This window comes from Sphingobium sp. TomMM35A (assembly GCF_054771735.1).
The window spans coordinates 693,236-711,334 of sequence record NZ_BSRC01000001.1 but is presented as its reverse complement, the minus strand read 5'-3'; the positions used below and the strand labels follow the sequence as shown (position 1 = coordinate 711,334).

General features: G+C 61.6%; 18 protein-coding genes and 1 pseudogene. 7 read left to right on the top strand and 12 right to left on the bottom strand.

Annotation, left to right across the window (positions count from 1 at the left end; all coding sequences use genetic code 11):
- Positions 1–122: 122 nt before the first annotated feature.
- The 4 genes from otsB to purC all read left to right on the top strand — a co-directional run bounded on the left by otsB (position 123) and on the right by purC (position 5,082).
- Complete coding sequence (gene otsB / locus ACYU8T_RS03545; protein ID WP_461158530.1) at positions 123–884, top strand: trehalose-phosphatase; 762 nt, start codon at positions 123–125, stop codon at positions 882–884.
- Positions 885–989: 105 nt separating this feature from the next.
- Positions 990–2,759, top strand: a complete 1,770-nt coding sequence (locus tag ACYU8T_RS03540; RefSeq protein WP_268933194.1) for a glycoside hydrolase family 15 protein — start codon at positions 990–992, stop codon at positions 2,757–2,759.
- Positions 2,756–4,165: an alpha,alpha-trehalose-phosphate synthase (UDP-forming) gene (gene otsA, locus ACYU8T_RS03535; protein ID WP_097091914.1), complete on the top strand. Its 1,410-nt coding sequence runs from the start codon at positions 2,756–2,758 to the stop codon at positions 4,163–4,165. The genes ACYU8T_RS03540 and otsA overlap by 4 nt, the downstream gene beginning before the upstream one ends.
- 134 nt (positions 4,166–4,299) lie before the next feature.
- Positions 4,300–5,082, top strand: a complete 783-nt coding sequence (gene purC / locus ACYU8T_RS03530) for a phosphoribosylaminoimidazolesuccinocarboxamide synthase (protein ID WP_097091915.1) — start codon at positions 4,300–4,302, stop codon at positions 5,080–5,082.
- A 30-nt stretch (positions 5,083–5,112) separates the two neighbouring features.
- Here the strand turns inward: purC and ACYU8T_RS03525 are convergent.
- Positions 5,113–5,857 (bottom strand): annotated as a pseudogene (locus ACYU8T_RS03525) (sulfite exporter TauE/SafE family protein).
- 55 nt (positions 5,858–5,912) lie between these two features.
- Positions 5,913–6,062: a hypothetical protein gene (locus tag ACYU8T_RS03520; RefSeq protein WP_176502204.1), complete on the bottom strand. Its 150-nt coding sequence runs from the start codon at positions 6,060–6,062 to the stop codon at positions 5,913–5,915.
- Positions 6,063–6,187: 125 nt separating this feature from the next.
- On the opposite strand from ACYU8T_RS03520, the gene purS reads away from it, so the two are divergent.
- From purS to ACYU8T_RS03505, 3 genes are all read left to right on the top strand, one after another.
- Positions 6,188–6,421: a phosphoribosylformylglycinamidine synthase subunit PurS gene (gene purS, locus ACYU8T_RS03515; RefSeq protein WP_097091917.1), complete on the top strand. Its 234-nt coding sequence runs from the start codon at positions 6,188–6,190 to the stop codon at positions 6,419–6,421.
- 3 nt (positions 6,422–6,424) lie between these two features.
- A complete protein-coding gene (purQ, locus tag ACYU8T_RS03510) occupies positions 6,425–7,099 on the top strand; it encodes a phosphoribosylformylglycinamidine synthase subunit PurQ (protein WP_461158529.1) in 675 nt (224 codons plus the stop codon).
- Between the two features lie 398 nt (positions 7,100–7,497).
- Positions 7,498–8,358, top strand: coding sequence for an FkbM family methyltransferase (locus ACYU8T_RS03505; RefSeq protein ID WP_461158528.1), 861 nt, complete (start codon positions 7,498–7,500; stop codon positions 8,356–8,358).
- Between the two features lie 130 nt (positions 8,359–8,488).
- Here the strand turns inward: ACYU8T_RS03505 and ACYU8T_RS03500 are convergent, their stop codons facing one another.
- The 10 genes from ACYU8T_RS03500 to ACYU8T_RS03455 are packed head-to-tail and all read right to left on the bottom strand — an operon-like array spanning position 8,489 to position 18,052.
- Positions 8,489–9,013 carry an A24 family peptidase gene (locus tag ACYU8T_RS03500; protein ID WP_461158527.1) on the bottom strand — a complete coding sequence of 175 codons (525 nt, stop codon included), beginning with the start codon at positions 9,011–9,013 and terminating at the stop codon, positions 8,489–8,491.
- Complete coding sequence (locus tag ACYU8T_RS03495; protein WP_461158526.1) at positions 9,010–9,840, bottom strand: tetratricopeptide repeat protein; 831 nt, start codon at positions 9,838–9,840, stop codon at positions 9,010–9,012. The genes ACYU8T_RS03500 and ACYU8T_RS03495 overlap by 4 nt, the downstream gene beginning before the upstream one ends.
- Positions 9,837–10,640, bottom strand: coding sequence for a tetratricopeptide repeat protein (locus ACYU8T_RS03490; protein WP_461158525.1), 804 nt, complete (start codon positions 10,638–10,640; stop codon positions 9,837–9,839). The genes ACYU8T_RS03495 and ACYU8T_RS03490 overlap by 4 nt, the downstream gene beginning before the upstream one ends.
- A gap of 21 nt (positions 10,641–10,661) precedes the next feature.
- A complete protein-coding gene (locus ACYU8T_RS03485) occupies positions 10,662–11,633 on the bottom strand; it encodes a type II secretion system F family protein (RefSeq protein WP_461158524.1) in 972 nt (323 codons plus the stop codon).
- A gap of 4 nt (positions 11,634–11,637) precedes the next feature.
- The gene (locus ACYU8T_RS03480) at positions 11,638–12,642 is read right to left on the bottom strand and encodes a type II secretion system F family protein (protein ID WP_461158523.1); all 1,005 of its coding nucleotides are present in this window, start codon (positions 12,640–12,642) and stop codon (positions 11,638–11,640) included.
- On the bottom strand, positions 12,639–13,997 hold the full coding sequence (locus ACYU8T_RS03475; protein ID WP_461158522.1) for a CpaF family protein: 1,359 nt from the start codon (positions 13,995–13,997) through the stop codon (positions 12,639–12,641). Before ACYU8T_RS03475 ends, ACYU8T_RS03480 begins: the two co-directional genes overlap by 4 nt.
- Positions 13,997–15,205, bottom strand: a complete 1,209-nt coding sequence (locus tag ACYU8T_RS03470) for an AAA family ATPase (protein WP_461159736.1) — start codon at positions 15,203–15,205, stop codon at positions 13,997–13,999. The genes ACYU8T_RS03475 and ACYU8T_RS03470 overlap by 1 nt, the downstream gene beginning before the upstream one ends.
- Positions 15,206–15,225: 20 nt before the next feature.
- Positions 15,226–15,873 (bottom strand): TadE/TadG family type IV pilus assembly protein, encoded by a 648-nt coding sequence (locus tag ACYU8T_RS03465; protein WP_461158521.1) that lies wholly within the window; start codon positions 15,871–15,873, stop codon positions 15,226–15,228.
- Positions 15,870–16,394, bottom strand: a complete 525-nt coding sequence (locus tag ACYU8T_RS03460; protein WP_461158520.1) for a TadE family protein — start codon at positions 16,392–16,394, stop codon at positions 15,870–15,872. The genes ACYU8T_RS03465 and ACYU8T_RS03460 overlap by 4 nt, the downstream gene beginning before the upstream one ends.
- 5 nt (positions 16,395–16,399) lie before the next feature.
- Positions 16,400–18,052 (bottom strand): pilus assembly protein TadG-related protein, encoded by a 1,653-nt coding sequence (locus tag ACYU8T_RS03455; RefSeq protein ID WP_461158519.1) that lies wholly within the window; start codon positions 18,050–18,052, stop codon positions 16,400–16,402.
- Between the last annotated feature and the right edge of the window lie 47 nt (positions 18,053–18,099).

Sequence of the window (18,099 nt, the reverse complement as noted above, 5' to 3'; positions counted from 1 at the left end):
CGACAAAACGGAAACGGGGATTGAGGGGTTTGCCCCACGTACGCAATCGGCGGTTCAAGGGAAAATACCTCATGGCTCCCTTGGGGACTTGCACATTTGCTGCGACGCGCCAATTTGCGCCCGTGTCCGATTCCACCCCCTCTCTCACCCCCCTTCCCGCGCCGCCAGCTTCCCTGCTGACGGGGGCTTCGCTCTTCCTTGATTTTGACGGCACCCTCGCGCCGATCGCGCCGACGCCCGACGGCGTCATCGTCGATGAAGAGTTGCTCGCCATGCTCGGGGATTTACGCGATGCGCTGGAAGGCCGTCTGGCGATCGTCAGCGGCCGATCGATTGCGACATTGCGCGATCTTGGCTTTGGCGGCTTTCTGCTTGCCGGAACCCACGGGCTGGAATTCGCCCAGCCCGGCGAACAGGTCGAAGCCCCTCCTCGCCGTCCGGCGGTGGACGATGCCGAAGCCGCTTTTCACGCATTTGCCGATGACAAGCCCGGCGTCCTCGTCGAACGCAAATCGATCAGCGTCGGCCTGCATTTCCGCGGCGCGCCTCAATGGGGCGAGCAGGCAGGCGAACTGGCCACCGACCTGGCCGAACGGCTCGGCCTCGCCGTTCAGCCGGGCAAGATGCTGTTCGAGCTGCGCCCCGGCGGCGCGGACAAAGGCAGCGCGGTTCACGCCCTGATGGCCCGTTCTCCCATGGCTGGCGGCCGTCCGCTCTTCATCGGCGATGACGTCACGGATGAGGAAGGCTTCGCCGCCGCCGCCGAATTGGGTGGCGCGGGCATTCTGGTCGGCCCGCCGCGCGCAACGCTGGCCGCATTCTCTTTGGAACAGGTTGCCGCCGTCAGGCATTATCTTGAAAAGGGGGTCGTCAGGCCGGGCTGAGCCGTGGCTGGCGCCCCTTGTTCGAACGAACCAGGGGGCAGAACGATAGTCAGGAACAGTCAAACGCACTTCGCCGGGAACGAACGCAATCTCGATCTCTGGCCGATCGGCAATTGCCAGGCATCCGCGCTGATCGATCGCGCGGGTCGGATGATATGGGCGTGTGTGCCTCGTGTGGACGGAGACCCCGTCTTTTCCGCGCTTCTCGATGACAAGGGTTGGGATCAGCCGGACGCACGCGGCTTCTGGGCGATCGAGCTCGAAAACTGCGTCACCGTCGAGCAACATTATATCCGCAACACGCCGATCCTCGTCACGCGGCAGACCGATGATCATGGCAACGCCATCGAACTTTATGATTTTTGCCCGCGCCACCGGCACCTTGGCCGTATGTACCGCCCTGTCGCCTTTTGCCGGATCGTGCGGCCCGTGGCAGGCAGCCCCCGCGTCCGCGTCCGGCTGCGTCCCACGACGTCATGGCATTCGGAGCAGGTGCCGATCAGCTATGGCTCCAACCATATCCGACTGGTCCTGTCCTACATGGCGATGCGCATGTCGACCAATGCGCCCATCGGCCTCATCAGCCAGGAAAGCTGGTTCCGGTTGGAACATGACATGCACTTCTTCCTCGGGCCGGACGAGAGTTTTTCCGACGCGCTTCGTCCCGCGGTCGAACGCATGCTGGATGACACGATCCTCGAATGGCAGGTCTGGGTGCGCGGCCTCGCCATCCCGGCAGAGTGGCAGGAAGCCGTCATCCGCTCGGCCATCACCCTGAAACTCTGCCAGCATGAGGAAACCGGCGCGATTGTCGCCGCGCTCACCACCAGCATCCCTGAGCATGCCGATTCGGGGCGCAATTGGGACTATCGCTACTGCTGGATACGCGACGCCTATTATACGGTCGAAGCGCTCAACCGCCTCGGCGCGCTCGACGTGCTGGAAAGCTACCTCGTCTATCTCCGCAACATCGTCGACGGCGCGAAGGGCGGCCATATCCAGCCGCTCTACGACGTGCGCGGCAATGCGACGCTGGAGGAACGGGAGGCGGAAAATCTGCCGGGCTATCGCGGCATGGGCCCGGTACGCGTCGGTAACGCCGCCTATTCGCAAATTCAGCATGACGCCTATGGCCAAATCGTCCTGTCATCGGTTCAGGGCTTCATCGACCAACGCCTGCTGCGCATGGCGGGCATGTCCGACTTCGAAGCACTCGAAGCCGTGGGCGAACGCGCATGGTCGGTCTATGACCAGCCAGACGCCGGCCTCTGGGAGCTACGCACCCGCGCCCATGTTCATAGCTACAGCGCAGTCATGTGCTGGGCCGCCTGCGACCGCCTCGCCCACGCCGCAGCCGCGCTCGATCTGTCCGACCGCGAAAGCCATTGGCGTGAGCGGGCCGAAATCATGAAGGCGCGCATCCTTCAGTCATCCTGGCGGACGGACAGCAACGCCATCTCCGCCAATTTCGAGGATGACGCCCGCGACGCGTCGCTGCTCCAGCTGCTGGATCTGCGCTTCCTCACCGCCGACAATCCGATGTTCATCGGCACGCTGAAGGCGCTGGAAAAGGATCTGCGGCGCGGCAACAACATGCTCCGCTACAGCGCGCCTGACGATTTCGGTGAACCGGTCACGGCGTTCAACGTCTGCACCTTCTGGCTGATCGAGGCGCTGCATCGCACTGGCCGCACCGAAGAAGCGCGGCTGCTGTTCGAAGAAATGCTGTCCCGCCGCACCGCCGCGGGGCTCTTGTCGGAGGATATCGATCCGGTAACCGGCGAATTATGGGGCAATTATCCCCAAACCTACTCATTGGTCGGCATCATCAACTGCGCCGTTCTGCTGAGCAAGCCGTGGAGCGTGATGCGATGAGCCGCCTGATAGTCATTTCAAACAGGGTGAGCAGGCCCAACAAGTCCGGCAATCAGGGCGGGCTGGCCGTCGCGCTGGCCCAGGCCCTGCGGGAAAGCCGGGGCATCTGGGTCGGCTGGTCGGGTGAAGTCACCGAAAATTTCACCGGCCATATCGGCTTTTCCGAGGACGAAGGGGTCAAAACCGCCACGATCGACCTCGAAGAGCAGGACGTCGACGAATATTATAACGGCTATGCCAACAAGACGCTCTGGCCGCTGTTCCACTTCCGCATCGACCTTGCCGAATATGCGCGCGATTTCGAAGGCGGCTACAACCGCGTCAACAAGCGTTTCGCGGACACGACCAGCCCGCTGATCGAGCCCGAAGACATCATCTGGGTGCAGGATTACCATATGATCCCGCTCGGTCAGATGTTGCGGGACAAGGGGCACCAGAACCGGATGGGCTTCTTCCTCCACATCCCTTGGCCGCCCACGCGCCTGCTCGTCTCGCTGCCCCATCATACCAAGCTGGTGCAGACCCTGTTCGCCTATGACGTCATCGGCTTCCACACCGAGGAATGGCTGGAATCCTTCCGCCATTATGTGGAGCGGGAGATGAACGGCACCGTCGATGGCGACTTCGTCACATTGGGCGATCGCACGATTCAGGCGATTGCCTGCCCGATCGGCATCAACGCGCAGGAATTCTCCAACGCGGCCGTCAGCGATCCCGCCAAGGAGATGTTCGAGAAGGTCCGCCGATCCTTGCAGGACCGGTCGATGATCGTGGGTGTGGACCGGCTCGACTACAGCAAAGGCCTGGAGGAGCGGTTCAGCGGCTATTCCCGCTTCCTCAAGGACCATCCGGAACATCATCGAAAGGTGGTCCTGACGCAGATCGCGCCGCCCTCACGCGGGGAGGTGGAAAGCTATCAGCATATCCGCTCCACCCTCGACGCCATCGCCGGGCGCATCAACGGCGAATATAGCGACGTGGACTGGACCCCCATCCGCTACGTGAACCAGGGCTATCCCCGCGACAAGCTGGCCGGGATCTATCGCGCCGCCCGCATCGGCCTCGTCACCCCCTTGCGCGACGGCATGAACCTCGTCGCCAAGGAATATGTCGCCGCGCAGGACCCTGATGATCCCGGCGTCCTCATCCTCTCCCGTTTCGCGGGCGCCGCAACGCAGCTCAAGGACGCACTCCTCATCAACCCCTACAGCCCGGAAGAAATGTCCGACGCCATCACCCGGGCGCTCGCCATGCCGCTCGACGAGCGCCAGCGCCGCTGGCGTTCGATGATGGACTGTGTCGAGGAACAGGATATCAGCTGGTGGCGCCGCTGCTTCACCGAACGCCTCATCGCGGCGCGGCAGGAAGACAGCACGGCCAGGGAGCAAATCGAAACCGCGCATTAGGTGCCGCTCAGCCGCCTAATTGCACCCCCGCCAGCTTTGGTCTATGGGCCGTGCCCAGCAGCCCCGGCACCCGCTTATCCTTCTTGATTCGCGTTGCCGGGGCACATTCTTTTCTCGGGAAGACAGGAACGCGCATGGCCCGTCGCCGCCAGATCTACGAAGGCAAGGCAAAGATCCTTTACGAAGGCCCTGAACCCGGCACGATCATCCAATATTTCAAGGACGATGCGACCGCCTTCAACGCGCAGAAAAAGGGCACGATTTCCGGGAAGGGCGTGCTCAACAACCGCATTTCCGAGCATATTTTCACCCTGCTCGGCCAGATCGGCGTCCCCACCCATTTCATCCGCCGCCTCAACATGCGCGAACAACTCGTTCGCCAGGTCGAAATCGTGCCGATCGAAGTCGTGGTCCGCAATGTCGCCGCCGGATCACTCAGCAAGAAGCTGGGGATCGAGGAAGGCACGCAGCTGCCCCGTACCCTGATCGAATATTGCTACAAGGATGACGCGCTGGGCGACCCGCTCGTGTCCGAAGAACATATCGCCTGCTTCGGCTGGGCCAGCCAGGAAGAGATGCACGACATCGCCGACATGGCGATCCGCATCAACGACTTCATGTGCGGCCTCTTCGCCGCCATCGGCATCCGCCTGATCGACTTCAAGCTGGAGTTCGGCCGCTTGTGGGACGGCGACTATAGCCGCATCATCCTGGCGGACGAAATCAGCCCGGACGGCTGCCGACTGTGGGACATGAACACCGGCGAAAAGCTGGACAAGGACCGGTTCCGCCGCGACCTTGGCGGCGAAGTCGAAGCCTATCAGGAAGTCGCCCGCCGCCTGGGCCTGCTGCCCGAAGGCGCGGATACGACCGTCCTCGACCTCGACACCCACCGCAAGAAGCGCAGCAAGGACTGATTGGCCAAGCGCGTGGTGGGGTGAACCTCCTCACCCCACCACCGCATCCACCATCAGCTTGATCCCCAAAAGCACCATCAACACGTAGATCAGCGTGTAGAATCGCGCCGGATCGACCCTGCGCACCAACAAAACGCCCGCATAGGTCGCCCCGATCGCCAGCGGCGCCAGCATCGCCGTCGCCATCAGGTTGGCGCGCGTAAACTGCCCCAGCGCCGCATAAGCGGGCACCTTGATCCAGTTCATCACGGCAAAGGCGATCGCGGTCGTGCCCACCAGCACGTCGCGCGCCAGCCGCTTGGGCAACACCCACATCTGGAATGGCGGCGCGCCTGCGTGCGCGATCTGGCTCGTAAAGCCGCTCGCGACCCCCAGCAAGGTCCCGACCCAGTCCGGCGAACTCGACGGCAGCACCACCTTCCCGCCCCGCTCGATCCAAAGCCGCTGCGCCCCGAACAGCGTCGAGATAAAGCCGAGCGCTCCCAGCACAGCCGTTTCCGGCACCTGCGCAGCGAACAGATAGCCCAGCCCCACGCCGACAACCATGCCGGGCATCATCACCTTCAATATATGCCGGTCCCAGCTGCGCCGAAACGACCAGACGCTCACCGCATCCTGCAAAATGAGGATAGGCAGCATGATCGCCGCCGCCCGCACCGGATCGATGCCCAGCGCCATGATCGGCATCGCCCGCCCCGGCAAAACCGCCCTTGGCAAGGCCCGAAAGAACCACCGCCACGATCGCGCATGTGTAATAGAGATAGTCACCGCTCATGACCCCGCCCTAAAGGAAGGCGGGGCCCTGAGCGAACAGCATTTTTCGCAAAGGTTCAGGCGCTTGCCCGATATCCGATCAGAACGCCGAAAGCGAATGTGGCAAGCAGGGCCAACTGCACGCGGCCATGCGGATCGTCATAGCCGACGATCTGCTGCCCAAAGGCGAAAAGCCCCACAAACATCGCCAGTGCCAGACCAGCCATCTTGAAAACCCTCTATCCCCTGCCCCAACCATAGCGGCCAATCGCTAAGAAAGGGATAATGCCTTGCTTGTCCCGCCCCACGCGACTAGGGGGTGCGCCATAGCAATCCACGGAGTTTTGGCCTCATGAAAGCCCGCATCTTCGTCACCCTCAAGGGCGGGGTTCTCGACCCGCAGGGTAAGGCGATCCACCACGCGCTCGACGGCCTCGGCTTTTCCGGCGTCAATGACGTGCGCGCGGGCAAGCTCATTGAGCTCGACCTTGCCGATGGCACCAGCGATGACGATATCGACGCCATGTGCCGCAAGCTCCTCGCCAACACCGTCATCGAAAACTACCGCATCGAAAAGGTGGCCTGAGCCATGAAGAGCGCCGTCATCGTCTTCCCCGGCAGCAATTGCGACCGCGACCTCGCCGTGGCTTTCGAGGCGGTGAGCGGTGAAAAGCCGGTCATGGTCTGGCACCGCGACACCGAACTGCCCGAAGGCATCGACCTGATCGGCGTACCCGGCGGCTTTTCCTATGGCGACTATCTGCGCTCCGGCGCGATGGCGGCGCGCTCGCCCGTGATGCAGGCGGTGGCCAAGGCGGCCGAGCGCGGCACCTATGTGCTGGGCATCTGCAACGGCTTCCAGGTGCTGACCGAAAGCGGCCTCCTGCCCGGCGCACTGCTGCGCAACGCAGGCGGCCATTTCGTCTGCCGCGACGCTTCCCTGACCGTAGAAAACGCCCAGAGCGCCTTCACCAGCCGCTATGCCGCTGGCGAACAGGTGACCTTCCCCGTCGCCCATCATGACGGCAATTATTTCGCTGACAGCGCAACGCTCGACCGCCTCGAAGGCGAAGGCCGCGTCGCCCTGCGCTACGCCGACAACATCAACGGCTCCGCCCGCAACATCGCCGGCATTCTCAACGAAGCAGGCAATGTCCTGGGCATGATGCCCCACCCCGAACGCGTGATCGAACCAGCCCACGGCAAAACCGACGGCCGCCGCCTGTTCGAAGGTCTGGTAGAGGGACTGTTGGCCAACGCCTGACCCCGGCCCGTCGCCCTATTCACATCTGTCTTTACGTCCCCGATCCACCACGTCGCACCCGTCATCCCAGCGAACGCTGGGATCTCAAGAGGCTGGCGATGCCGTCGCCTGAGACCCTGGCTTGCGCTGTGTGACGGTCTCTATCGTGAGCTAACGACTAATCGCGAACCTTTGCCCACCCTTGTCTTTCAAGGTGGCACAAACCACAAACCGTCCGCCATGGTCGCTAGGAATCATTGTCACGCTGGGAGGGAAAGAGCCGCACAGCAGGAAGCGATCTTTATCTTCCGCCGTACGCAACTTTCGCTGGGTATATTCGTTACGAGCGATCCCCTATGCGGCAATAGCGAAAAGGGGGGACCGCGTTTCAGGCTGTTCAGGTTTTAGGGGCGACTGCCATGTCTATTCGGTCTTTGATCTCCCTTGCGCATTCAGCCGACTGGCACCGAAATTCTACGCTGCGGCGGCTCGTTTTTGCTGTTCTCACCCGCGCAGGCGATCGCGACATCAAGATTTCGCACCATTGGGTTGCAGGGGCACGGCTCAGATTGAACATCCTTCGCCATCGCGGCTACTGGTATCATGCGCGGCGACGGGAGTGGGGCGTCATGACAAGCCTACCGAAAGTCATTCGAAAGGCCGACACGGTAATCGAGGTAGGTGCTCACATTGGCTATATCAGCATGTACATCGCAGATCTCGTTGGTCGTAACGGGAAGGTATTTGCATTCGAGCCCAGCAAAGACAACCTGGAATATCTAAATGCCAATACGGCACCATGTAAACAGTTGGAGGTGGTACCACTTGCCGTAAGTGATAGAGCTTCGACAGCAACATTTTATGTTGAAGATTTGTCAGGTCAAAACTCCACTCTCGTTAAAGACTACGCCAATCTTTCAGAGAATAGCCGAAATGCATACACGAGTGCGGATTATAGAATGACAACGGTTGAGACTACGACACTCGATCAGTTTGTGGCATCTAGGGAGTTGAAACCTGACTTCATCAAGATCGATATTGAAGGCGCCGAAGCCATCGCTCTTAAGGGTATGAAAGACTGCCTGTTGCGCCACCGACCAAAGCTCATGATTGAGGTCACCGAGCAAGAAGATGAGGTAATGCGTGAAATGGCGCGGGCTGGTTATTTGGCGTACGACAGCCGCCTCAACACCTTCGGGCCGGCCGCAGATCAAGGACCAAATCGCTTCTTTATCCCAATCGAGCAAGCGCAGCGTTTTTCACAAAGGGAGCAAAGCTGAAAAAGCGCCCGATCCACCCAGCCAAGTCATTCCCTCCCGCAGGCGGGAGGGGCTAGGGGTGGCGCGAGCGAAGCGAGCTTTCTCGGCAGATTACATAACCAGGGCAGGTCCACACAGCCCAACCCCCGCCCTACCTCAACCCCCGCACAAACTCCGGCAGATGCGCCACGCCGCTAGGATTAGGCCCCACCATATACAGCGCCATCACCGTCCCGGCAGCAATCGCGACGCCATAAGGAATAGGCCCGCCCGCTGCAAAGATCGCCAGCGAGGAGCCCTCCCGCACCGCTTTGGGCACCATCCGCCGCCCCACCATGATCAGCAAGGCAAGCAGGCCACCGCCCACCGTCACATAGACGAACCAAGGCAGCGCCGCGCCCCAATCGAACCACAGCGCGCACGCCGCCAGCAGCTTGACGTCACCCCCGCCCATCCACCGCATCGCGAACAGCAGGCATCCAAGGGCAAAGACGGCCAGGAACAGCGTTCCATTCTGCCAGATGTCATTCTCCCACCCGGTCACGGCGACCCAGGGCACGAACAATCCCAGGATCAGGAGAGGGAAGATGTTGGAAATTCTCAACCGCGCAATATCCTCGATCGCAGCCGCCAGAAGGACCCCGGATACGGCCAGCAGGATGAGGTCCTTCATCATGGCCTCGCCCCCATCGCCGCCAGGGCGGCCGCCGCCTTCGGCTGATAGCTTTCCGCTTCCGTCATCGCGCGGCTCAGATAAGCGCGCGCCTTCACCGCATCCCCCATGCGCATCGCCACCTGACCGGCATCGCCCAGCCGCTTGGCCCAGCTGCCGGCATCATCCTCGGCACGCCTTTCTATGTCACGTCCTGCCATGATCTGCGCCGCATCCCCGTTCGAGATGATCCGCGCATCATCAGGCGCCATCCGGCGCGCCTGGTCGAATATCACGGCCGCCTTCTCCGCCTCACCCTGCGCCATCAGGGACAGCCCATAATTGTTGAGCACCTGAACGGGCCTGCCGGTGAGCTGAAAGGCACGCTCATAGGCCGCCGCGCTCAGCGCCCACGACTTGCCCGCATCATAAGCCACGCCCAGTGCATTCCATGTCCGCCAGCTCCGATCGCAATGGTCGGCGGCGCGGCGCAGAAGCTCTGCCGCCTGCTGAGGTCGTCCAAGCCGTAACCGCGCGATGCCCAGCCCTTCATCGATCCGGCAATCCGTCATGCCGGCCTGAGCCAGCGCGGCAAATCGCGCCTCCGCCTCCGCATCCTGTCCCTTGGCCAGCGCCAGGCGCGCCTCGGCAATCGCGATACCGGCCTTGTCACCCGGCGCGGGGTCGGCCCGCCATTGTGCCAGCATCGTGTCGGCCTGGATGACCCGGTTCCCGTCGATCGCATTGTCGATCAACCGGCCATAATCCATCGGCGCACCAACTGTCGCTCCAGAGGCCTCCGCAACTGGCGCATTCGCCGCCGCCGCCAGCAACAGGAGCAGCAGGCTCATCCCTGCCCTCCGCTCCACTTCCACAGCTTCTCAAACAGCCGGTCCGGCTCATCACCGCCAGCCATCGCCGGACAACTGCCTCCGCTGCAGGAGGGCGCGTCCGCCGGCGCTGCAGATTTGACGATCTGAGCCTTCAGCTCGCGCGACAGCGAGACGGCCGGGGATGCTCCGTCCCTATTCGCCACGGTGACGATCGCGGTATTCAGCTGCGCCGTGCGCCGCCCCGGCAGCACTGGCTGGCCGTTGCTCGCGGCTGTCGTGCGCAGCCGCACCTCGCCCATGGAAATGCGTTCCAGTTCCAGCCCGCCGGTCTGCACGGCGGCCGCAGGCTTCCCCGCTCCCGTTGCCGCCAACTGCGCCAGCGTGACACGCCGCGCCCCGGCCAAGCCAGCCCCCTGCCCGATCTCCGCCAGCAGAGCATCGGCGTCATCCTGCAATCCTTGCGCCATCAGGCTCCGTGCAAAGTTGCGATGGACCCGCTCGTCCAGCGGCGCACGGGCCAGCGCCAGTTCGAAATATTGTCGCGCCAGGTCGTGCCGCCCCATCGCGGCATAGCTGATCGCCACGCCGTTCAGCGCAGTGGCGTTACCCGGCTCCTGCCGCACAGCCCGTCTGAATGCGTCCAGCGCCAGTGCATGCTCGCCACGGGAAAACAGCAATTGTCCGCGCGCCAGTGCCTCCGTCGCCGTTGCCACCGCCGCAGCATCGGCGTTCACCGGCCGGATCGCCACATCCCGGTTTCCAGAACTGCATGCCCCGCTCGCGAAGATGAGCGCGATCGCCACTATCCGTCTCATCATGCCTGTCCCCCCTCGTTCCCTCTACCGTGTCATGACCGGCAATATATCCCGCACCACGCGCACCACTGCGGGCAACATCAGCACGCCGATCATCACCGGCAGCATGCACGCGACCAGCGGCACGGACAGCAGCACCGGCAATCGATGCGCTTTCTCCTCCGCCCGCATCCGCCGCTTCTCCCGCATTTCCGCCGCATAGACGCGCAGCGTCTGCCCGACGCTCGAACCCAGCTGGTCCGACTGGATCAGCAGCGTTGCGAAGGAGCGGATCTCATCCACATCGACATCGTCGGCCATCCGCCGCAGCGCGTCCGCCCGGCTCCGCCCCGCGCGCAGTTCCAGCACGACCTTGCCTAGCGTCTGCGACACCAGCGGATGTGATATGGCAAGCTCCCGCCCCACCCGGTCCATCGCCGCTTCCAGCCCAAGCCCCGCCTCTACGCACACCAGCATCAGGTCCAGCGCATCGGGAAAGCCATGGACGATCGCCTCCTGCCGCCGCGCTGCCTTGGCGGAGATGAAGAGGTTCGGCAAATACAGCCCCATCACCGCGACGCCCATCGCCATGAAATAGAGCTTCATGGGGCTCGGCGGCTCAGGCTTGTTCAGCGACATCAGCACCAGCACCGCGGGCAGCGCGAGCGTCAGCACCAGCCGGACGAATGTGAATATCTTCGGCGCCTCGGGCGAAGGATAGCCCGCTGCGATCAACCGCTTGCGCAAGGCATCATTCTTCGTGTCCGCCAGCGAAATGCCAAGCTTCTCGATCCGGTCGACCAGCTTCTTCCATTCGCTGTTGTTGCGTTCATTGCGCAGCGACTGCCCGCCGCCTTGCACGGCGCTCCCCGCCTCGCTCACGATGTCGAGCCGGCTGCGCACTCGCGACGTGCGCGCGATCATCTCCGTCACGCCATAGACGATCGCCACGATCGCGACGAACAGCAGGACCAGCAGCACCGGCCGCAATTGCGAAATCAGGGCGAAATCCAGCATCAGGTCACACTTTCAAATCAACCATGCGGCGTATCGTGACAAAGCCGACGATGTAGAGGATGATGAGCCCGGAAAAGCCGAAGATGAACATCGGGTCCTGCGCGATATCCAGGTAAAAGGCGGGATTGAGCAGGAACAGCGCGACGAACGCCAGGATCGGCAGCGCCGTCAGCATGACCGCCGTCATCCGCCCTTCGGAACTCAGCGCCCGGACCTTCATGAACAGGCTCGCCCGTTCACGGATCACCAGCGACAGATTTTCCAATATCTCGGCCAGGTTGCCCCCCGTCTCCGCCTGCACCGACAGCGACGTCACGAACATGTGCATCTCGTTCATGTCCCACCGTTCCGCCATGCGCTGCAAAGCATCGCGCAGGTCGGACCCATAGGTCACCTCATCGACGACGATGCCGAACTCGCTGCCGATCGGGTCCTTCATCTCCTTGGTCAGCAGGTCCAGCGCCGCTGCGATCGGGTGCCCGGCGCGCAGGCCACGCACGAACGTATCGAGCGCAACGGGAAACTGCTCCTCCATCTTCTTGCGCCGCCGCTGGCTCAACCGGCTGAGCACCATCACCGGCAGCAGCACGCCCAGCGACACGGCAAAAGCCCCCGCCATCACGATCATGCCCACCGTCATGCCATATCCCGCCGCCAGCGCGCCGATCACCACGATCAGGAACAGCACGCCCGTGCCCATGCCCATGAACGTCAGCACTGTCCGCGCGGGCACGCTCAGGCCAGCGCCATGCAGCGACCGCACGACGCCCAGAGCCATCCGCCCAAAGACGCTGTCATGGTTGAAGTTCATGCTGTCGTCATTGCGCCGCAACCGCGACAGCACAGTGCTCCGCTCAAAGCCCTGCGCGATCATCTTCAACCGCTTGTTGACCACCCGCTCCTTGCCAGCGCGTGCCCGGAACCAGCCATGGACGCCCTCGATCGTCAGGATCACCGCCGCAAACAGCAGGACGAGGACAAAGGCACGGATGTAAAGCGGATTGATCATTGCACCACCGCATCGGGACGGAAGAGTTCGGCAGGCAGATGGATGCCCCGGTCGGACAGTTCGTTCATGAACTTGGGCCGGATGCCGGTCGCCTCGAAATGACCGCGCACCATCCCATTTTCCTCGCGGCCGGTCATCTTGAAGCGGAAGATTTCCTGCATGGTGATGACCTCCCCCTCCATGCCGGTGATCTCCGAAATGCTCATCAGGCGGCGGCGGCCGTCCGACAGACGCCCCACCTGCACGATGACATTCAGAGCCGAAGCGATCTGCGCCCGGGCCGACCGCGGCGAAATGTCGATGCCGCTCATGCCGATCATCTGCTCGACACGGGACAACGCATCGCGCGGCGTATTGGCGTGGACCGTCGTCATCGACCCATCATGGCCGGTGTTCATCGCCTGGAGCATGTCGAACGCCTCACCGGCGCGCACTTCGCCCACGATGATGCGGTCGGGCCGCATACGCAGCGCGTTCTTCACCAGGTCGCGCTGCGTGACCTCGCCTCGCCCCTCGATATTCGGCGGCCGCGTCTCCAGCCGCACCACATGCCGCTGCTGCAACTGAAGCTCGGCGGAGTCCTCGATCGTCACGATCCGCTCGGCCTCATCGATGCTCGCCGACATGGCGTTCAGCAGCGTCGTCTTGCCCGACCCCGTGCCGCCCGAAATGAGCACATTGCGCCGGGCAGCAACCACCGCCGCCAGCACCTGCGCCATCGGCGCGGGCACGCTGCCCAGTTCCGAAAGCCGCGCCATGCTGATCGGCACCTTGGCGAATTTGCGAATGGACAGCAGCGATCCATCGACCGCCAGCGGCGGCACCACCGCATTGACGCGCGACCCGTCGGCCAGACGCGCATCGACAAAGGGCGAAGCTTCGTCCACGCGCCGCCCGACAGCCGCCACGATCTTCTGGATGATGCGCAGCAGATGCTTCTCATCCTTGAAGCGCGCCGCCGTTTCCACCAGCCGCCCGCCGCGCTCGACAAAGACGATCTTGTGCCCGTTCACCAATATGTCGGTGACGCTCTGATCCTTCAGCAGCGGCTCCAACGGCCCCAGGCCCAGCAACTCGTCCAATATGTCGGACACCAGCCGCTTGCGCTCTTCCAGGTTCAGCGCATGCTTCTGCAACGCCAACTGCTCATGGACGATTTCGCCCACTTCCGCTTCCACCTGCGCTCGCGACATATTTTCCAGCGCAGACAGGTTAATGAGGTCGATCAGCTTCTGGTGCAGCGCGACCTTCAACTCGGTATGCCGGTCCTCTTCCCAATGAACCAGCTCGGCATCGGTCGGTCCTACCTCGTCCCGCGTTTCAAACCGGCTGTCGCCCTTTCGGATTTGCCACATCAGCCCTTCTCCGCCGCCCGCCGTGCTTCAGCCGCCTGCACGGTGCAATCGACAATGTCGGCCATGTCCTTGCAGATGCGGCTCCGCGCCTTCAATTCCTGGATCAGCACCCCCTGATCCAGCGCAGAGCTGACCAGCGGAAAGTCGTTTGCGATGCTCAGGGTCACGGGATGATCCAGCGCTGCTGCCGCATCCTCCAGCCCGATCGCCCGGAACAGCTTCTTTTCCACCCGGTTGGCGATCACATGGATGCGCGCCGGATCGATATCCTGATCGCGCAGCAATGCGATCTGCCGCCGCGCCTGACGCAGGCTGGCGATGGTCAGTTCGCACACCAGGAATACGACTTCCGACCGGGCCACCAGCGACATCGACCAGTTGGTCCAATTGCCCGGCAAGTCCAGATAGATCGTGTCGAAGTTCCGTTGCGCCAGTTCGACCACACGAAACACCTGATCGGCATTGATGGCTTCCAGCGGCATGATCTCCGTGGGCGCGGTGACGACATGCAGCCCGGTCGGCGTTTCCACCGTGACGGAACCGAGCAACTCGGCATCGACCCGGTTCCCGCCCTGTAGCAGATCCGCCAGCGTCAGCGGCGAACTGATGTTCAGGAACGTCCCGGCATTGCCGAACTGCACATCAAAGTCGAACAGGCACACCCGCTCGCCAGCCTGCTTCACCGTCCGCGCATGCAGGCTGGCCGCCTGCGTGGCGATCGTCGTCGCACCTACACCGCCGACGCTCTTGATGATCGACACCAGAGCGCCCGTCTTGACGTCGCGCCCGCCCTTGGCGGCGATCTCCGCACGCAGATGATCGATGGTCGCCGACAATTCACTCGCTTGCAGAGGCAGCGCGACGACATCGTTGATCCCGCTCCGCAACAGCGCGCGCACCAGAGGGATCTCCGCATTGCGCACAGCCGCCACCACCAGCAAGGCCGGATTGGCCGTCCGCAAGGCGGAAAGCCGCCGCATGGACGCCTCGTCATCCGGCTGCACCTCCAGGATAACGGCCTTCGCCTCTGCGACCAGTTGCGACGGCAAAGCCCCCCCGACCGGCAGCATGGAAAGCGTCAACGACTGTCCGTCCAGCCGATCGCCCAGAATATCCGAAGCCGCAACCTCCTGCTCCGAAAGGATCAGATAGATGCCCTCATCCCCCACATTGAGGGTCCAACTCTCGGCCGCTTCCGTTGTGTTCACGATGCCCAAGATCTTGTTCCTCAATTTGACTGCGAGCCCTGGCCGTCTTCCATGGTGAGGGCGGCGCTGAAACTGGGTAGGGGGACGGAGGCTCCGAAAAGACTTAGGGATACGGGCTTGAAAATAAGCCCGGTGAGTTCGACCGTAACGACGGGAGAAATATCCGGTCCGTGCGGATTGCCAGCAAAGCCCAGTCCTGAGGGTTGATACAAAACTTTCAAATTCTTTGGCTGCAAAGGCGACAGAAATCTCTGCATATGCTTGTATATGCGGTTAAAAGGAACGTCCTCCCCAGAATCTGCTGCTGTCCCCCATGGACAGTTACCCGTACAGGCGCAGGTCACAGACCCGACCGGATTAGCCGCCGTTCCCGTCGGGTTAGTACATGCCATCCCGCCGTAAGCCGTGCCCAAAATAGCGTCACCCTGAGTAAGGCCGCCGGTTCCCACAAAATTGAAGGTGGACAGTCCACTCGGCACCGGCTCGGTCACAACCGCATACCGGACGCCCATTTGCGTTGCCTTCTCGGCTTGGTTCCACGTCCACATAAGTCGCCCGACGTCGACAATCCCAAGCAAGAAAATGAGCAGAAGCGGGAGCACCAGCGCAAATTCCGCGGCCGATCCCGCAGCCCGATCCCGCAGCAGATCAGTTAGCTTTCTTTTCATATTCCCTGCACCGGAGCTTCGGATTCTGAAACGAGGTTCAAAGATGCGCTGGTAAATCCCAAATTATTGAACAGAGAGTTGTATGGCACTACTGCCGATACCTTCACCTTGGGCACGCTCGTCATATCTTTGTATATGCCGGAATAGTTACCGCTGCTAATTGTTAGACAAGTCAGCGTTACGGATACTGTCGACGGGTCCGTCCATCCCCTGAGCCGCTCCAGTCCTCCGTCTGCGATCTGGCCTGTTCGGGTCAGGTTCTTCGTCTTGACGATGAGGTCATCAACACCGTTTTGCGCGATCGTCCCGGCCGAACAATCGAAGTTAGAAAATGGCTGGCGCGCGGCGAAGCGGGCACCGTCTCGTACAGCCTTCACGACAACGTGTTCGCTCAGGAAGTAGTTTCCCAACTCGAATGAACCGAACATAAGGGTGATCAGCAGAGGAGTAATGAGCGCCATTTCGGCAGCAGCCGCTGCTGCGTTACAATTCAATAAACGATTGAAGCGGTGTATGGCCATGGCTATCACTCGACCAAGTAAGGAACTGCACGGTGCGTAACCTGTCCAGCAGTCGATCCTCCTCCGAGCGCGGTTTCACCGATCACCTCAACATAAACATCATTAGCATCGGTGCGCTCTCGATTGAGGGAGGGCTCCACCAGGAACATCTCAATCCACTTTTTCACCGGGTAGACTGTGCCGCCGCCTCCATGAACATCATACTTTTTGCAATTTATCACAGCGGCGGAAATCCTTCTCCGATCCACATTGCCGTTTCCAGGAATAATTCCGCCACCATTTGATGGTGTTTGAATTGTAGAACACACTGGAGAGTCGTGATCTACCGGAGCAGACGTACCGCTACCGATCTGACGCTGGGCAAGTATGGTTTTTCCACCTATGATCTCGCCCCTATGTACTATCTCCCATTTATACACGTCATATCGGGTCGGGTTTGACGGCAAAGGGTTCATGGCCGTGCTCGTGTTGCTTGGCCATTGCGAACTGGACCATCCATAATTTACGTAAAAATAGGCGTTCCTGTCCCAATTACCGTCACCGACTTTTCCTCCGCTAGTGCTGCAGCTTCCCGCCGTCGATACCGCATGGCATTTGTCTCGAGGATAGCCCATAGCCTGGGGCATGCTGGCAAGCGGGAGATCAGCGGAAGTCGACGTTGGCAGATATTCAGGTGACGGTAATTCCCACTCGTTGTTCTTAAAGCCACACTTATCGCCACCATTGGCATTACCCTTACGGATTACGTCTTTTACCGTGTTGATCGACGGAGGGCAGAGGCCACCGCTTGGGCAGGAAGTATTGCTCCCGTTCCCATTATTGCCCTTGCCAGATTGAGGATCGTTGCTCGGCTTCTCATAAATATCGAAGCGTGTGTTCAAGGCCTGAGTGACAGGTGTTCCTGCTCCTGTTCTCGTCTGCACGCCTTCAAGGCTGGAACACTCGCCAGGCAACGTGATCCATCCAAGAGCCTCTCTCAGTTCCACGTTCGGGTTCGATGTAGAGGTTCCTACATCCAGATAGCCGAAGTTTCCGGGCGCCCACGCGCTATTCCCATTTCCGACCGAGACGAGCTTCAGACCTCTGCCGATCCGGCTTGCAACATCAAAATCATAATCGGTTGTGCCTGGATCATCCGGCTCGTCAGGATTGCAGATCATCAATGGAGGCACCTTGCAGATCGCCTGCCCCAAACCCGCATAGGCCTTGGCCGACAACGAACCCGACGAAATGACCGCAACAATCGGCGTCAAAGCGAAAAAGGCGGTGCGTGGGCTGACAGTCACCTCGACGAAATGCGCATCTGCTACCGAAGCAACCGTGCCACTACGATCCTTATTTTTGTAGAATTTGATCGATGCCGTGCTGGGGCACGCCTGCGCCGTATCGAATGCGCCGGTGTTTTGGATCCTGACCGCTCGACCGCTATTATTGCCATCGTTAGCGAAGCGGGTGTCATTCTGTATCAACGTGGCGGCAGCATTCGCCGCCCGTTTGCACGCATCTCCTTTTCCATCCAACTGCGTCGCGGCTGCCAACGCTGCTTGATCAGCAGCATTCTGCAACTCCGTATCCATCGCCGCCATCCGCGCATAGTCGAACGCGATACCACCGGCAGCTATCAAACCGAAAAGCGACAGGGCCACCGTCGGTGCCACCGCACCGCTGGTTGACCTCAGGAGGCTGTTCCGACGGGCAGACATGG

Excerpts from the sequence above, each read along its gene's own strand:
- otsA (WP_097091914.1), top strand. The coding sequence starts at position 2,756 with ATGAGCCGCCTGATAGTCATTTCAAACAGGGTGAGCAGGCCCAACAAG.
- purC (WP_097091915.1), top strand. The coding sequence starts at position 4,300 with ATGGCCCGTCGCCGCCAGATCTACGAAGGCAAGGCAAAGATCCTTTAC.
- ACYU8T_RS03520 (WP_176502204.1), bottom strand. The coding sequence starts at position 6,062 with ATGGCTGGTCTGGCACTGGCGATGTTTGTGGGGCTTTTCGCCTTTGGG.
- purS (WP_097091917.1), top strand. The coding sequence starts at position 6,188 with ATGAAAGCCCGCATCTTCGTCACCCTCAAGGGCGGGGTTCTCGACCCG.
- purQ (WP_461158529.1), top strand. The coding sequence starts at position 6,425 with ATGAAGAGCGCCGTCATCGTCTTCCCCGGCAGCAATTGCGACCGCGAC.
- ACYU8T_RS03505 (WP_461158528.1), top strand. The coding sequence starts at position 7,498 with ATGTCTATTCGGTCTTTGATCTCCCTTGCGCATTCAGCCGACTGGCAC.
- ACYU8T_RS03500 (WP_461158527.1), bottom strand. The coding sequence starts at position 9,013 with ATGATGAAGGACCTCATCCTGCTGGCCGTATCCGGGGTCCTTCTGGCG.
- ACYU8T_RS03495 (WP_461158526.1), bottom strand. The coding sequence starts at position 9,840 with ATGAGCCTGCTGCTCCTGTTGCTGGCGGCGGCGGCGAATGCGCCAGTT.
- ACYU8T_RS03490 (WP_461158525.1), bottom strand. The coding sequence starts at position 10,640 with ATGATGAGACGGATAGTGGCGATCGCGCTCATCTTCGCGAGCGGGGCA.
- ACYU8T_RS03485 (WP_461158524.1), bottom strand. The coding sequence starts at position 11,633 with ATGCTGGATTTCGCCCTGATTTCGCAATTGCGGCCGGTGCTGCTGGTC.
- ACYU8T_RS03480 (WP_461158523.1), bottom strand. The coding sequence starts at position 12,642 with ATGATCAATCCGCTTTACATCCGTGCCTTTGTCCTCGTCCTGCTGTTT.
- ACYU8T_RS03475 (WP_461158522.1), bottom strand. The coding sequence starts at position 13,997 with ATGTGGCAAATCCGAAAGGGCGACAGCCGGTTTGAAACGCGGGACGAG.
- ACYU8T_RS03465 (WP_461158521.1), bottom strand. The coding sequence starts at position 15,873 with ATGAAAAGAAAGCTAACTGATCTGCTGCGGGATCGGGCTGCGGGATCG.
- ACYU8T_RS03460 (WP_461158520.1), bottom strand. The coding sequence starts at position 16,394 with ATGGCCATACACCGCTTCAATCGTTTATTGAATTGTAACGCAGCAGCG.